Annotated in this window: 17 protein-coding genes; 5 read left to right on the top strand and 12 right to left on the bottom strand. The window is 40.0% G+C overall.

Translation table 11 applies throughout. The features are described 5' to 3' along the window. Nucleotides 1-138: 138 nt before the first annotated feature. The 5 genes from tatA to LPB68_RS08675 all read left to right on the top strand — a co-directional run bounded on the left by tatA (nt 139) and on the right by LPB68_RS08675 (nt 4,789). Nucleotides 139-366, top strand: coding sequence for a twin-arginine translocase TatA/TatE family subunit (tatA, locus tag LPB68_RS08695; protein ID WP_068661359.1), 228 nt, complete (start codon nt 139-141; stop codon nt 364-366). 136 nt (nt 367-502) lie between these two features. Further along, nucleotides 503-1,276 carry a twin-arginine translocase subunit TatC gene (tatC, locus tag LPB68_RS08690; protein ID WP_068661358.1) on the top strand — a complete coding sequence of 258 codons (774 nt, stop codon included), beginning with the start codon at nt 503-505 and terminating at the stop codon, nt 1,274-1,276. Nucleotides 1,277-1,579: 303 nt separating this feature from the next. Further along, nucleotides 1,580-1,861: a co-chaperone GroES gene (gene groES, locus LPB68_RS08685; protein ID WP_068661357.1), complete on the top strand. Its 282-nt coding sequence runs from the start codon at nt 1,580-1,582 to the stop codon at nt 1,859-1,861. A gap of 62 nt (nt 1,862-1,923) precedes the next feature. Further along, a complete protein-coding gene (gene groL, locus LPB68_RS08680; RefSeq protein ID WP_068661356.1) occupies nt 1,924-3,552 on the top strand; it encodes a chaperonin GroEL in 1,629 nt (542 codons plus the stop codon). 154 nt (nt 3,553-3,706) lie between these two features. After that, the gene (locus LPB68_RS08675) at nt 3,707-4,789 is read left to right on the top strand and encodes a phospholipase D-like domain-containing protein (RefSeq protein WP_068661355.1); all 1,083 of its coding nucleotides are present in this window, start codon (nt 3,707-3,709) and stop codon (nt 4,787-4,789) included. A gap of 32 nt (nt 4,790-4,821) precedes the next feature. Here the strand turns inward: LPB68_RS08675 and LPB68_RS08670 are convergent, their stop codons facing one another. From LPB68_RS08670 to LPB68_RS08620, 12 genes are all read right to left on the bottom strand, one after another. After that, nucleotides 4,822-6,027 carry a site-specific integrase gene (locus tag LPB68_RS08670; RefSeq protein WP_068661354.1) on the bottom strand — a complete coding sequence of 402 codons (1,206 nt, stop codon included), beginning with the start codon at nt 6,025-6,027 and terminating at the stop codon, nt 4,822-4,824. Nucleotides 6,028-6,090: 63 nt separating this feature from the next. Continuing rightward, nucleotides 6,091-6,294: a helix-turn-helix transcriptional regulator gene (locus LPB68_RS08665; RefSeq protein WP_068661353.1), complete on the bottom strand. Its 204-nt coding sequence runs from the start codon at nt 6,292-6,294 to the stop codon at nt 6,091-6,093. Beyond that, a complete protein-coding gene (locus tag LPB68_RS08660) occupies nt 6,287-6,706 on the bottom strand; it encodes a DUF6075 family protein (protein WP_068661352.1) in 420 nt (139 codons plus the stop codon). Before LPB68_RS08660 ends, LPB68_RS08665 begins: the two co-directional genes overlap by 8 nt. Before the next feature lie 85 nt (nt 6,707-6,791). Beyond that, nucleotides 6,792-6,968 carry a hypothetical protein gene (locus LPB68_RS22740; RefSeq protein WP_157756247.1) on the bottom strand — a complete coding sequence of 59 codons (177 nt, stop codon included), beginning with the start codon at nt 6,966-6,968 and terminating at the stop codon, nt 6,792-6,794. 149 nt (nt 6,969-7,117) lie between these two features. After that, on the bottom strand, nt 7,118-8,857 hold the full coding sequence (locus LPB68_RS08655; RefSeq protein ID WP_068661351.1) for a DNA primase family protein: 1,740 nt from the start codon (nt 8,855-8,857) through the stop codon (nt 7,118-7,120). Next, on the bottom strand, nt 8,844-9,419 hold the full coding sequence (locus LPB68_RS08650; RefSeq protein WP_068661350.1) for a hypothetical protein: 576 nt from the start codon (nt 9,417-9,419) through the stop codon (nt 8,844-8,846). The genes LPB68_RS08655 and LPB68_RS08650 overlap by 14 nt, the downstream gene beginning before the upstream one ends. A 181-nt stretch (nt 9,420-9,600) precedes the next feature. Continuing rightward, nucleotides 9,601-11,247: a hypothetical protein gene (locus tag LPB68_RS08645; protein ID WP_068661349.1), complete on the bottom strand. Its 1,647-nt coding sequence runs from the start codon at nt 11,245-11,247 to the stop codon at nt 9,601-9,603. Between the two features lie 14 nt (nt 11,248-11,261). Then, nucleotides 11,262-11,459, bottom strand: coding sequence for a helix-turn-helix domain-containing protein (locus tag LPB68_RS08640; protein ID WP_068661348.1), 198 nt, complete (start codon nt 11,457-11,459; stop codon nt 11,262-11,264). Between the two features lie 434 nt (nt 11,460-11,893). Further along, nucleotides 11,894-12,481 carry a hypothetical protein gene (locus LPB68_RS08635; RefSeq protein ID WP_068661347.1) on the bottom strand — a complete coding sequence of 196 codons (588 nt, stop codon included), beginning with the start codon at nt 12,479-12,481 and terminating at the stop codon, nt 11,894-11,896. 46 nt (nt 12,482-12,527) lie between these two features. Further along, entirely contained in the window at nt 12,528-12,860 is a 333-nt protein-coding gene (locus LPB68_RS08630) for a helix-turn-helix domain-containing protein (protein ID WP_068661346.1), read from the bottom strand. A 374-nt stretch (nt 12,861-13,234) separates the two neighbouring features. After that, nucleotides 13,235-13,972 (bottom strand): Rad52/Rad22 family DNA repair protein, encoded by a 738-nt coding sequence (locus tag LPB68_RS08625; protein ID WP_068661345.1) that lies wholly within the window; start codon nt 13,970-13,972, stop codon nt 13,235-13,237. Further along, nucleotides 13,962-14,942: a YqaJ viral recombinase family nuclease gene (locus LPB68_RS08620; RefSeq protein WP_068661344.1), complete on the bottom strand. Its 981-nt coding sequence runs from the start codon at nt 14,940-14,942 to the stop codon at nt 13,962-13,964. Before LPB68_RS08620 ends, LPB68_RS08625 begins: the two co-directional genes overlap by 11 nt. Between the last annotated feature and the right edge of the window lie 10 nt (nt 14,943-14,952).

Here is a 14,952-nt window from a genome sequence, read left to right as displayed (position 1 = left end):
TTACCTTCAAAATCATTGTATTTATGTGACATATGTTATGGTATGATATGTTTATTGGAGACTACCTTGCCATGTATTATTCGCTGAGTAAGTAAAAGTCCACATTAAATGAAGTAATTACAATGAGGAGGCATATATATGTTAGGTGGAATTGGAACACCGGGGATTATTTTGCTAGTCATATTGGCGTTATTGCTATTTGGACCCAATAAGCTACCAGAACTGGGCCGTGCTGTTGGACGGACATTTCGGGAGTTTAAATCTGGGGCGCGTGAAATTATAGAAGAACCATCTAAAGAGAAGAATGAAGTGCAACAAGTGAATACAACAAGCCAAGAGCAGGACAATAAACGCCTTCCTGAGTAATACAACAGTGATTATGAGATATCTGAAATATTCTATTTCTAAATAATATCACAGACACGGATACCGTCCTTGATAAAGGACGGCGAAGCCGTTTCTTCTTGTGTCCAGAAATAGATATGTACGGGAGGTGGGGAACATGTCAGAAGTAAAGAAAACAGAGACAGCACAAGATGGGATGTCTATCTTCGAACATTTAGGTGAGTTACGTAAGCGAATCATTTACGTTCTGATCATATTTCTAGTGGGACTTATCATTGGCTTGTTCGTAGCTAACCCTATCTATCAATATTTAGTGAATGCAGATCAGGCAAAGGATTATGTGCTTAATGCCTTTTCTTTTTGGGATGGTATAGGGATTTATATGAAGATATCAATGGGTGTTTCATTGGTTCTATCTATTCCAGCAATTGTGTACCAAGTGTGGGCTTTTGTGAGCCCAGGTTTAAGAGAAGAAGAACGGAAAGCTTCTCTAAAATACGTACCTTTTGTTTTCATACTATTTATTGCTGGAATATTATTTGCTTATTTCATAATATTCCCTATGGCGTTAGCATTTAGTAGAGCTGTAACAACAAGTATGGGTCTGAAGGAAACGTATGGAATTACACAATATTTCAGCTTTATGTTCACACTTGTCATCCCGATGGCTCTCTTATTTGAACTACCAGTTCTGATCATGTTCCTTACCAAGATTAGAGTCTTAAATCCACTTCGTTTGCGGAAAATGCGTAAGGTGGCCTATTTCGTCCTTGTCCTTATCGCTGTGGTGATTACACCGCCAGACTTTATCTCAGACTTCCTTGTAACGATCCCATTAGTCGTATTGTATGAGTTCAGTGTGTATCTGTCGTCTCTTATCTATCGCAAACAATTAGCAGCCGATGCGGAGATAGAGAAACGCTATTCATAGCCAACATATTAATCTTAATTTTGAATATAGTTATTTATGAGGGCATTCCTATATAGCAGGAATGCTTTTTTGAAAATACTTTCAATTATTCTCCAGTAAGAGCATATTTAGTGGATGTATGGACAGAATGGATGAGGGTTCATATATTTTTGTGAAATCAAGCATTAGGACTTGAAAAATATGCTAAAGTTGAGTATCATAAATGTTAGTTGTTAGCACTGATGCTTGTCGAGTGCTAATACATATATCGACAGATGTAACTGCATAACAACATACTATAATAATTTAAGGAGGCTATTTTTCATGATCAGACCTTTAGGTGACCGCGTATTGGTAGAGCCAATCGAGCAAGAAGAAACGACTTCATTCGGGATTGTCCTTCCGGACTCCGCTAAAGAAAAGCCGCAAGAAGGCAAAGTTATTGCTGTAGGTAGTGGTGCCGTAAAAGATGGGGCACGTGTTGCTCTTGAAGTTAAAGAAGGTGACCGAGTATTGTTCTCTAAATATGCCGGTACAGAAATCAAATATGAAGGTAAAGAATATTTGATTATGAAAGAAAGCGACATTCATGCTATTTTAGGTTAATTAGCCTAAACCATAGGAACGAACGAAATTAATTTATAATCAAATGGGAGGTTTACATCACAATGGCAAAAGATATTAGATTTAGTGAAGATGCTCGTCGCTCTATGCTTCGCGGTGTTGATGCTTTGGCAAACGCTGTAAAGGTTACTTTGGGACCTAAAGGTCGTAACGTAGTTCTTGAGAAGAAATTCGGTAGCCCGCTTATTACTAATGACGGTGTTACGATTGCGAAAGAAATCGAATTGGAAGATGCTTTTGAGAACATGGGTGCACAACTTGTTAAAGAAGTAGCTACCAAGACAAATGATGTTGCTGGTGACGGTACAACTACAGCTACAGTTCTTGCTCAAGCGATGATTCGTGAAGGTCTTAAGAACGTAACTGCGGGTGCTAACCCAATGGTTATTCGTAAAGGGATCGAGAAGGCTGTTAAAGCAGCTGTAATCGAACTTAAGAACATTGCTAAGCCAATCGAAGGCAAACAATCCATTGCACAAGTTGCATCTATCTCTGCTGCTGACGAAGAAGTAGGCGAATTGATTGCTGAAGCTATGGAAAAGGTAGGAAACGATGGTGTTATCACTGTTGAAGAATCTCGTGGATTCGCAACTGAAATGGAAGTCGTGGAAGGTATGCAATTCGACCGCGGATACATTTCTCCATACATGATTACAGATACGGATAAAATGGAAGCAATTCTTGATAATCCATACATCCTAATCACAGATAAGAAAATCTCCAGCACACAAGAAATCTTGCCATTGCTTGAGAAAATCGTTCAACAAGCTAAACCACTTGTAATTATTGCTGAAGATATCGAAGGCGAAGCACAAGCTATGCTGGTAGTGAACAAATTGCGTGGAACATTCAACGCAGTAGCTGTTAAAGCTCCAGGATTCGGTGATCGTCGTAAAGCAATGCTTCAAGATATCGCTGCATTGACAGGCGGACAAGTGATTACAGAAGAACTTGGTCTTGATCTGAAAACAGCAACAGTTGAACAATTGGGAACTGCTCGTCAAGTGCGTGTAACCAAAGAAAACACAATTATCGTAGACGGTGCTGGTAACAAGGCTGATATCGATGCTCGTGTTAACCAAATTAGATCTCAGTTGGAAGATACTACTTCCGAGTTCGACAAAGAGAAATTGCAAGAACGTCTAGCTAAATTGTCTGGCGGAGTTGCAGTAATCAAAGTTGGAGCTGCTACTGAAACAGAATTGAAAGAACGCAAACTACGTATCGAAGATGCCTTGAACGCAACTCGCGCTGCAGTTGAAGAAGGTATCGTATCCGGTGGTGGTACTGCACTCGTGAACGTATATAATGCAGTAAATGCTGTAGACGTGACTGGTGACGAAAGAACAGGCGTGAACATCGTATTACGCGCTCTTGAAGAACCAATTCGCACAATCGCAGCTAATGCTGGTCAAGAAGGTTCCGTTATCGTGGAACGCTTGAAGAAAGAAGCTATCGGAATCGGCTATAACGCTGCTACTGATGAATGGGTGAACATGTTCGAAGCTGGGATCGTTGACCCTGCTAAAGTAACTCGTTCAGCTCTTCAGAACGCTGCATCTGTAGCTGCAATGTTCTTGACTACTGAAGCAGTTATTGCTGACAAGCCAGAACCAGAAAAAGCAGGCATGCCTGATATGGGCGGCATGGGTGGTATGGGCGGCATGATGTAAACTGAGGGCTGAACCCTTGCGTAGCAAGGGATTCTCCTCAGGGCAACACTGATTGCCCACATTTTGCCCACATTGTGTAAAAATGAAGACACCTTAGAGTGATGTAAATTGCTCTAAGGTGTCTTTTGTATATCATGACTAAGGAGATGATGAATTGAGTTTAGAAAGAATTATACTAGTGCCTGGAAGTATAGAATTAGTTTCCTCAAAGGATGAATTAAATTATCAGGAGGTTTTGGATGATTTTCCGAATGCAGAGTATATATTTGTAACCACATATAATATCTCTGCAAAAAGAAATCACTTATTAGATCTACTTAAAGATTCTGCAGAACATGCAGAGGTACGTATTGTTACAAATATTCCAAATCATTATGATACCTACTATAGTGATTCAGCACGTGAAAAAGCTAAAGATAGCATCAAGAATTATACAAAACGGTTGAATTCAAATGAGATAGATGGTGTAGCCACTTTTTATCACTTTGATAATCATACTAAAATAGTACTAACAAATAATATAGCTTACATTGGTTCAGCGAATTTCTCGGATGAAAGCATGAATAACAGAGAGACAGGTACACTTATTCGTGACCCCGAGAAGGTAAAGCTGATTATTGAAAATTTGGTACCTTTAATTGAAGATGAAGGGATTCAGTATTTCGGTGATATATTTAATAAAAAGCAAATTATTCTATCAAAGCTATTATCAGATATGATGTCTATTACAGATAGCATGAAGGAAGGATTGTTTACTTATGTAGGTCGATTCGAAGAGAATGAGGTATATAATTCGAGAGATCCATATGTATCTCCTAAAAAGCTTAATCAGTTGTGTGAGATATTGTATGAATTTGATGAGGAAATAAATGATTTGATTAGCGTTACTGGGCATGACACTTTTTTTGAGTCAAACATTATTAGTAACCTAGAGACTGCCCGAAATTTATGTGAAGAAGAATCACCTATATATGAATTAGCATTCTTTGATCATCAAGATTTTGCTTGTGAACTAATCAGTGATGAACTTTCATATTATGATGAACTAGATGAGGCTACAGAGATAGCGTCCCAACGTGCTTTTGATCGACATGAAGAATTGGCAGAAGTTGCGGAACCTGATGTGAATGAATTATATAATTTAATAGAAGTCATAACGGATGAAATAATAAGGTTTGTTGATGAGTTAGAGAAATTACATGACCAGCAACAAGCCATTGATAATACAAAAAGATAATAGAAGGACTATTAAAACAATAGCCCTTAGTATTACAAGTTTTGCATGAGTTCACTGAACTTCTGAGAAGCTTCTTTTTTCATAGTTTTGGTGACGTGGAGATAAACACGTTTTGTAATTTCGTCGTCCTGGTGTCCTAATCTTTCCATAATCTCATGAATGCCAACTCCAGCCTCGGCAAGCAATGAGGTATGCGTGTGACGCAGAGAGTGAGGGGTTAGTGTCTCATTCAAGCCAGCGATCCGTAGAAGCCTTCTCAAACGGTTCTGGATTGTCTTAATGAACTCAGGATAGCCCATATCCTTCTCTGTTTTGGCAAATACGAAATCTTGATCATAATACACATCCCGATGAAGCATTTTAAGCTCATTTTGACGGGCTTTTAGCTTTTCAAGCTCCTTAAATACATTTGGGTCTATTTCGATGGTTCGTTTCGATGTGCTTGTCTTAGGTGTTAGTAAATGATACTCCGTTGCTCGATTAGTAGGATTATAATAGGTCTTCGTTACGGACAGCGTATTTTCAATAAATGACAAACTATTCCATGTTAATGCACATAGCTCTCCGACTCGTAAGCCACTATAAGCCAGAGTCAGGAAAATTACATAATCGTTCGTTAAACCGTGCTCTCGGGCTGTTTGAAGAAGCTTAGACAGCTCATGCTTTTCAAGATATTTGACCTTGTTTTCTTCCGCTTCAATTTCCTCAACTGTTTTCTGGTGGCGAGGTAGCTTTGCATATTGCGTTGGATCAATCTTGATGACTTCTAGCTCGATTGCCTTGCTAAATAGCATTCGTCCCGTTGAATGAATGCCAGCAATTGTATTTAACGCAAAGCCACGCTTGTACAAGTCTAACAAGGCATTTTGATAAGCTTTCCGGGTAATGCTTTTCACCTGATGATTTTGAAAATAATCGAGCAGTCGAGATGCTTCATGCTTTCGAACACGTACGGTACTAATTTTGACCGTGGTTTCATAAAGCTTTAGCCATTCTTCGACTAAAGTGGGGAATAACATCTCCTTTTCCGCTATGTAGGTTCCCTCCGCAAGCTCCGTATGCATTGCAGCGCATGCAGCTTGAGCCTCCTTCTTGGTCTTAAACCCGCCCATTTGTCGTTGGATTCGTTTACCCGTGAGTGGATCTCGACCGATATCAAGGGTGAATGACCAGGTTGCATCACATGTACAGCGTTTGCCTTCGCATTTACAGCCACGTTTTCTAAAGTAACCTTTCATAAATGATCATCCTTTCTAAAAAGTGTAGAGATGGCATAAGCCATCTCTACGTAGAAGATTCCGTTATGCTGATATCACATTAGGATTGGTACGCTTGGAATCCAGCCATTTGAAGAAGTCGTCTCGGTATACAATTTTTCTACAGTTAATGATGAGTAAAGGGAAATCCGGCTCCCTTGCAATTTCGTAAGCTGTCGAGCGGGATACACCTAAAATTTCTTTCACGTCTTTGATTTGCAGGATAAGTGGATAATCAGATTTATTCATCGATTATGGACCTCCCTTGTTGTCGTAGATTGATCGCTTGAAGAGCGACTGCATATAGCTCGGAGTCCCATATAGAAAGTCCACTTGCTAGATCAAATTCTTTCCCGTTCCACAGATTAAGTGCAAGGTTAACAAGTGCAGTGGTTTGTCCGGTTAGTGGAGCTGTTGAACCTGTCGAGCGGTGCTCTTGGAGCGAAACGTTATCCAAGGAATCGAAGTACCAGTCGAATGGCCCGTTTTCTTGACGTTCAAGATCGAAGCACTTGAAAATTTCTGGATATGCGGCCAGATAACAAGTGGAGGTGTATTCATTCGTACGGCAAGCAAATTTCTGTATACATTTTCGGAAATTTTCCTGATGAGCTTCATTTAAAAAATAAATCCGGTTGTAGTTTATCGGGTTCCTTCTCATGTTAAAACCTCTTTCCAAATGTATTCAGATAAATAATATATAACTGAGATTACGGGAATAACGTGTGTGCTCCGATGTTTAATGATTATCGGTTATCCGATTGACGCAGTCGCTGGATCACGTACTTTTTTGCGTACTTTTTCTTTTTCATATTTCGCTTTTGTTCCTTGCGATTCGCTTGTTCATAAAAATCTTCCATGATACTCCCTTTGGCGTACGCTTCGTAAGATACTACCTGATTTCTATAGCTGCGAGTCGTCAATGGTTGTACCTCCGGATATATTATTGGATTGATAAAGGTTGTTGCGGCATGTAGCCAAGTAGTAGACAAGAGCAAGCTACGTTAAAAACGGCTTAATACTCCGTATTACTTGAGCATTTTTAATGGCGTAGCCAATGTAGCAATGAAACCTACTGTATTTCAGTAAGTGAGGATTTAAGCTCGGCATTTGTTAATAGTCGAATTCCTCGGAAACCCTCCAAAGGTGTAGACCCGTTGATCCTCATTTTTTTGGGTTTCACATTATGTTTTGAGACTTCTACAAAAAACTCTTGCTTGCTCAGTGACTTGTAGCCATTATCCCGACAGTATTGCTTGTAAGCAGGGAAAAGAACTTTGCGATGAACCTTGCACTCATCGTTATCCAAATCGACACGGCATCGTTCACGAACAAACTCTGTTACATTATTCAATTCCGTAATGTATCTCGATTTAAAAGTACGAGCCTCATCGCTTTCAGTAAAGATCAGACTATTGTCCATTAACTCGTGAAAACCTTCCAATGCCCATTCCACAATGTACGTCTTCTCCGCAATCAATTTGTCCAGTAACGATTTATCCCTTCGTTCTTCTGGGATGGTATTGGAGAACACAAGAAATTGGATTCTGTCAGTGAAAGCGGTTGTTCCATCTAGCTTGCTAAGCAAAGGCATATGGTTACCACAAGCAACGAGCTTCGTTTTTCCATAGAAATGGAACGGGTCTTTACCCTTTTTTTCGCCTGTTATAAGGTCGCCCCCGGTGAGTGCCTTAATGATATCAGTGCCTTTAATAGCTCCGTTCTCATCCATTTCAGAACTGATGTTGACCTTGGATTTGAATAGCTCGGCGCTCATAAACCGATTCTCACCCAGTTGCTTTAACGACATTGCGGTTGTATGTTTGGGACCAATTAACGAACGAATTAGCGAAAGCCATACGCTCTTACCGGTGTGGGGAAGTCCTATCAGAACGAAGAACTTCTTGGCCCGCCATTCATTGCTGATAATGTAGCCCATTAATTGCTGTAGAGACTTCATTTTCAGACGATCCCCAGCTGTGCAATCCTCCAGAAAACGTCTAAAACAATTTCCTCGTTCGTCGCCGCCTCTATTCGAGCGATAAACCCGAATATTAGAAGACGATTCCCCGTAATCGGCATCGACGTAACTTGTGAACAAGTATTCCGGACTATGCGGATAGCATCTCCGCTGGGTTACATCGAAGACCGTGTTCCGAAAATTGATTAAGTGAGTGTGGTTGTCAAACTCCGTGTAAGAAACTTGAAGCTCCGGACTACTAACAAGGCGGTGGACAACTTCTGCCATCTTGTGTTTACCGAGTTTCATGTCCATTTCCGGGGTTATACACTTTCGGATAGCTACGTAGAGACTTGCTTCCGTTTGTTCCTCGAAGCAACCAAACTCAACGTCATAGAGAAACGCCGTTGTGCCACAGCATCGAACTACCCTTTTTCCAAGCAAAGCCATCTTCGCTTGGACATCGATCGGTATCTTTGCTTCCTGGCTTGCGTTATTGTTCTTCTTAGGTTCTCGCTGATTTTGGGGAATGTTATTCTCCTTGCTGTCAGGTTCTTCAATCTGCATATTATGGTTATCCATGAATTCCTGCTGTAATCCTCCACGCCTTAACGTGGAGGGGATACTTGTGTCATTGTTAGTCATATCGTGTGATTGAACGAATGAACGACTAACGTTTCGATCAGTAGGCCATGTGAAATCGCTGTCCGTAGTGGCCAGTTCCATGTCCTTAGATTTCAGAAAGTCTATATTCAGTTTTCCCGATCTAATATGATCCAGTTTCTCATAGAGAGAATCATCAGCGTCCATAAAGTCCTTTTGACGATATAAAGTCCGATTATTCCGTTTCATTCCCGTCACCTTCTAACTGGATTAAATAACGGGAAAGACCGGGAAAGTGCTGATTCAGCAAACTATGTGCAATGGTTCTGATATTGTCACTCGCTATCTTGGATGCGGTAAAGATATGACTGGACTTCCTATACGGTAAATTACCGTCATACATCGAGAACTGGACGTAGTCTGGACTATGAAGTAGCGCGATCATGATCTCGTTATTGTATTCAACCTCATCGTCATCATTGGAAAGTTCATAATATTGGTCACGACAATTGATGTGAAATTTAAAGTCGCCCTGCCCCTTAACATCGATCCAGACTCTTGTTAGACTCGTGGGCTGACCGGTAATGAAAGAGAAATGTTGTTCACCATATCGACCAATGCAGAGCCTTTCATCGTTTCGGACAATGCCGATAATGAGGTTGTACGGGTCGAGATTTGTCTGGTCAATAATGGCGCAAGATTCCTTCCCGTTACACGCCAAGACCTGGATGTCTTTCTTCCCTTTTGTAAATTGAGTAAAGAGCCGCTGTTCCTTCTCGGTAAGATTGTCGAATAACGTTTTTTTGTTCATGTCCCATTCTCCTCGTAAATGAATTGTTATTAACACGCCGGTTAGGTCTAGGACTCCAACGGGGAGTGATGAATAACTTAAATTCAGAATAACAAGGCTAATTTTTGGTAAATAACCCCACTATACTTGAAAAATTTACCAATCCATAGACATTAAAATAGAGCAACGTCTCCGTTGCTCTTCATCTTAAGTTCCATCCACGCTTATTCAATTCCCTAAGTAGTTTGTCCTGCGACAACTTCACTTCTTCTACATTATTCAGTTTCTTGAAATAGGAATCGAGATCATCGATTATTTTTTCTAAGGTAATCTTCGAATCAGAACTATTCGAGTTCATTCCAACAATGTCTTTGAAGTCATCAGAAATTACTCCAGCCAAATATTCTATGGCTCCATCTATGTCGTCCATTATCTTAATGCTATTGTTTTTATACCACTTCAAGGGCTCGGTCGCTAATAGTAAATTAAAACTTTGACCTATCCTCTTGTTTTGATTTATCCGGACCTTAACATCTCTTGCTTTGAAATACAGTTGAATAAAATCATTTTGGATGCTCTCAATATGTTCACATTGCCCTATGTAATCAAGCTTTTTTCTGAACGGTGTTAAGCTCGGTTTTTTTGGATTTTTAACTAATTTATACAAGAAATCTTTTTTGTACAACTTCGCCAGTTTTCCTTTGAGGATAGGGGATAGTGTATGGTCCTCTGATTCTGAAGCCCCAGTAAATGCCTGAGGTACAAGCAATGAAAGCTCTGTTTTTATAAATTTAGTGAGGAACGGCACCAATATAAAGTTAAGTAAAAAGAAGTAGTTGTAGCTATCCCGTTTTTCCAATTCGACCAGCAGATCAACTCCACTATAGTAAGCCGCGTCAAGGTAACTACGAATGTTTAGATCGTTTATTAATATAAAAGACGCAAGAATTTTCTGTTTGTCCGGAGAATATTTATATTGATTTGAATTGTTATTAGCGGCAGCCATGAATATGGACGCTTCCAATAAAAACAGCATATTGGTGTCTTTTTCAAATAACAATAACTCTTCGTAGGACGGGTGATTCGTTGATTGCTGTTCAAGGGTCTCTACGAACCATTTAGTTTTTTGAAGAGCATTCTGGAAGAATGTTTTTGTATCATCTTTGTTTTGCCGTTTATTAATGATAAATTGCGGTTGTCTTGTTAGTGTCATCTCACCTTCAGTTAGCTTTTTATTTAGAACCCTGTAAAGTGATCCTGATATTCTGGAATATCGGTGCCATAAGTTATCTGTTTCATCATATGAGAATTCAATATCCCCAGAGCTTTCTATGTCTTTTTCTTTCAGACTATAATCGACTGGAATTCCAGGAAATATTTGATTCGTTAACAATATCTCGGCATTTCGCAGCTCATTTCTAGTTGCTTTCGAGCCCATATCCCTAGAAATACCAATATCAAACAGGTCACATAGAAACTCGAGCGAAAAATACTCAATGAAATCCTCCGGTTTATTGAAATATTCTGCAGCAATGCCTGCAAAGAAGTTATCCTCATCATCGTCATATTCATCTGACCAAAGATAACCAAACTTTTGTAGCAGTACCTTTTCTTCGAGCGATATAGTGATTACATCCTCGTAGATTAAATGCAGTACATAGTTTACTATGTGCCCGCGCAATTTGTCGCAGTTTAATTGAAGTCGTTTGCAAATTTGTTCGAACACTGGGCCCAAAGATATTGATTTACAAACGTCCTCGTAGTTGGAGATTTTCCTTTTATGATCGAACTCAAAACCAAAGTAATCAAAAACTTTATCTTTTATTCCCGTTGAGTGGCGCTTCCCCATAAATCATCCTCACCTTATTTCCTTCTACGTTGTTTTGATTTTCTAATAATATAATCTGTCACAGCAGACCGCTGAATCCGATGTGAATTACCTACCCTGAATGATTCGATCTCATTTAAATTAATTAAATTATATGCTGTATTCATACCAATTTTCAACAACTCAGCTAGTTCTTGAACAGTAAGTATCTCTCCATAGTAATCATCATACATAAAAATGTCCTCCCTATACTATAGTTACTATTCTGTTCATTAAATCATTTTCATCGACATTAAAGAGCATTATTCTTTGTTATTTTGCACTCCTGGTGAAAAGTTCTTCGTCTATATCACTGCGGAATAAGTATCAAAAATGAAACATTAATAGTCTTCAATGCAAAAAAAAGAGGAGCAATTATAGCTCCTTCCTTAATCTATTATTCAAGGGATCTATCTCGTTGCTTTGTACTCCGAAACATTTTGAAGATACCATAGACCAGGTAAAACGGAGTAACGGCCCAACCAATAAAGGTCGAGAGAATGATCTTGTACACGATATAGTTTGAAATGGTTGTAAATACCGTGATATTTCTTTGCAGCTTGCTGATAAAGACCCAGCCGAAAGGGATGCTTATTATTACATACAGTACAATCAGTAGAATTTCCCCCTATGATATAGTCGTGTTTTCTTTGCTCTCATTGCTCAATGCATGTTTGACTACTGCAGTTTCTATGATCTGCTTGATGATAGGAACTGCTGTAAATGCATAAGAATACTCTGTTACTCCTGGATTGTGCCGTTTCTTGATAAGGTTCTTTTTGGTCAACTTTGAAACGATAGAGTAGCTTTGCTTTTTGTGATCGATGAAAATGGTGTGTCTTGTGGTGTTCTTGAATACGAATCGTACTCCCCAGGTCCCTTTTTCGAGTTTGAAATCAGGGTGAAGCTCAGTTGTTAATAATTGCTCGTAGAGCTGCTCATCTGTTACAGGATGCGATAAGGTATAGTTTCTCAAGTTTAGTTTGATGAGCTTGATGCCTGAGATTGCTTGTAGGGTTATGTAGGCTGCAGCCCAACCAATTACTAGACCAAAAGCAATTGCTATGGGACCTCCAAATGCAAATGTTATGCCTCCTAATGGGATGAAGAGGATATACAACTTTTTGAGTGCCTTCATTGGAGTTTCGATTGAGATAGCTTCGTCAGTTGTATCCATATTTTTTGTAACAATTGGCTGATTGGATTGGATTTGCATAAGCGGCTCCTTTGAATAAAATTTTCTGGGTCTCGCATGGGGAATGCTAGCCTTTCGTGTTATTGCTCTCATCCTTTAAAATTCCAAGCATATAGCGTTTAATGTCTTCAGGAGTAAGAATAGCTAGATATTGTTGAGATTGGGGAGGGCTATCGCTTTTTGTAGACGGACTTGATAATGTAAATAAATCAGTAATATTAATCTTCAGGGCCGCTGCTATTTTTTCCAACGTTCGGATAGTAGGATTTTTCTCACCTCGCTCGATTTGTCCGATATAGGATGTATTCATATTAGAAAGTAAAGCAAGCTGCTCTTGGCTCAATCCGCTTTTTTGTCGTAATATGCGGATGTTTTCACCAATAACTTCAATATTTTTCAATTTCCTCACCCCACTTAAACGATAGTGCAAACTCAGGGCGTGCTCAATATGATATAACAGCCAAATAAATGGTTAAAAGTATGGATTAGTACCACCAGCATCTCTCGCAGGATTGAGATACGCATTGAAATATTTTGAGGATATGAATAACTGAAAACAGGGCGCATCATCTAAAGATGAGTTTGACTTTCTATGAACCTGCTTCACTATGTTCCGCACTTAACGGAAGACCGCTAACTAGCTTAGCGTCAACGTGTATACAGCTATAATATATAATCCAATCGTAAAGCACTGCGTATGTCGGTATGTCGTTTCTTAACATCTGAAATGAAACAACGGTCAGCTAATTTGACTGACCGTTGTAATAATAACTATTATGCGGTTGCTGTTATTTGCTTTTGGCGCAGTCGCTTTTGTAGCAAGTTCATGATTTGTTGATCACTGACCTGCTCTGAGCGCTTTTTAGCATACCATTCATCAAATCCATCGAGGCTTCCGGCAAGCTCTTGCCAGGTGGCTTTAATTTGACTAGCAAGTGCTGATTGTCTGCTCTTTAGTTTATCTGTAAGCTCTGATTTATTGCTCGTCCGACGATTTGGTGATTGAGGCTGAGAAGAGGGAGGAGTTTCCGTTATCCAGCCTATATCGTGATAGTAGTGCTTATAATGCTGGGGCACGATGATGATTTGCTGATGCTTGTCCCATGTGATCAAGCCTTTATAAAGATCACTACCGACACCTAATCGGCTTGCGCACTTCTTCATACCATCAGTAATCGCACTTTTCGTCGCATCGCCTTCGTGCATGCCTGATTTAATTTGTTCACTCCCTGCGTCAATAAAAGTAATCCATTCCTTTAGCTCGCTATTAAAAAAGCTGAATTGGACATAGATCTTCACACGTGAGTTTTTGCCGCCTGGATCTTGAATGATTTTTTCAGTATCATATAAGCCTTCATATTTCCAATAGCCTACTCCAAGCACTAGATTCAGACGTTCAGTAATGGATTGGCCGGAGATGTAGCAGCGGTCTCCAAAGCTGTCGTAATGGTATTCTGTATAGGGGAAGGGGGCATTTAATCGTTGGAATAGGCTTATTACTTCAGTGGGCAATCGTAACAGCCTCCTTCTTGATACTAAACTGGCGGAAATGAGTTTTCTTTAGACATGCTTCATGAATGTCAGGATGAAGCTCCTTAAGCTGTTTGCTGTCAACTCCGGTTCGACTTCGGTTTTCCCACTTCACTTTGTAAGCTCCAGTGATGCCAATTTCGTGACTGCCCATTAGCACTTTGAATTGATTTTCGATTTCAGCAATCGTCTCCTCCAAAATCTTAAGCTCACGTTTATGGTCGAAATACGTTTCAATCTGTACGATCTCTTCTAATGGAATGACAGTATTGCCTTTAGCATCAGGATAGAGTCGATTCAGAAGTATTGTACATGCCTCTGAGCCATCAACAGGAGGACAGTTACCTGCAAGTACATAATGATGCCAGAATTCACTGGCAAGCCGGAGAAGCTGAACTATGAGATCGTCGTCACGTATAACCTCGTATTCCCGATATTTATTACCGCCAATGAGTGTTGCAAAATAGCCCCAATCCAGACCTGTCACAAACATGTACCACTGTAATTGGACGTAGTAGTAATCGGGAATATTTCCATCGTTCCATTCCTTAAGCAGATACTCGCTTGCGGTTTTAATCTCTAAGATGCCTCGGCCACGCTTGGGACAGATGATCATACGATCGATATTGCCAAGTGCCCATCGATGCTCAGGATGGCAGTAAATAACCTTCTTCTCCGTGATCGCCCATTCAGGATGCTCACTGGCAAACTTATCTGCAATGAGGGGTTCTAGTCTCGTTCCCCACTCAGCAGCTTCGCCCATTTTTTCTAGTGGGGCTTCTCCTAATTTCTCTAGGTAGAGATGCATGGGTGATCTCCATTTTGAGATGCCGCAAATCGCCGCAAGGTCAGAACCACCTATCCCATCCCGCCGATGGACAAGCCACTCTTCATAGGACAGGTTATCAGTCTCTACAAGAATATCCGCATGGAATTTTAGTGCTTTAGCCATTGTTCTTATA

The sequence above is a fragment of the Paenibacillus crassostreae genome (genome assembly GCF_001857945.1).
In the GTDB taxonomy this organism is placed as follows: domain Bacteria; phylum Bacillota; class Bacilli; order Paenibacillales; family Paenibacillaceae; genus Paenibacillus_AQ; species Paenibacillus_AQ crassostreae.
The sequence above is the reverse complement of the archived record's forward strand: the minus strand, read 5'-3'. Positions and strand labels throughout refer to the sequence as shown.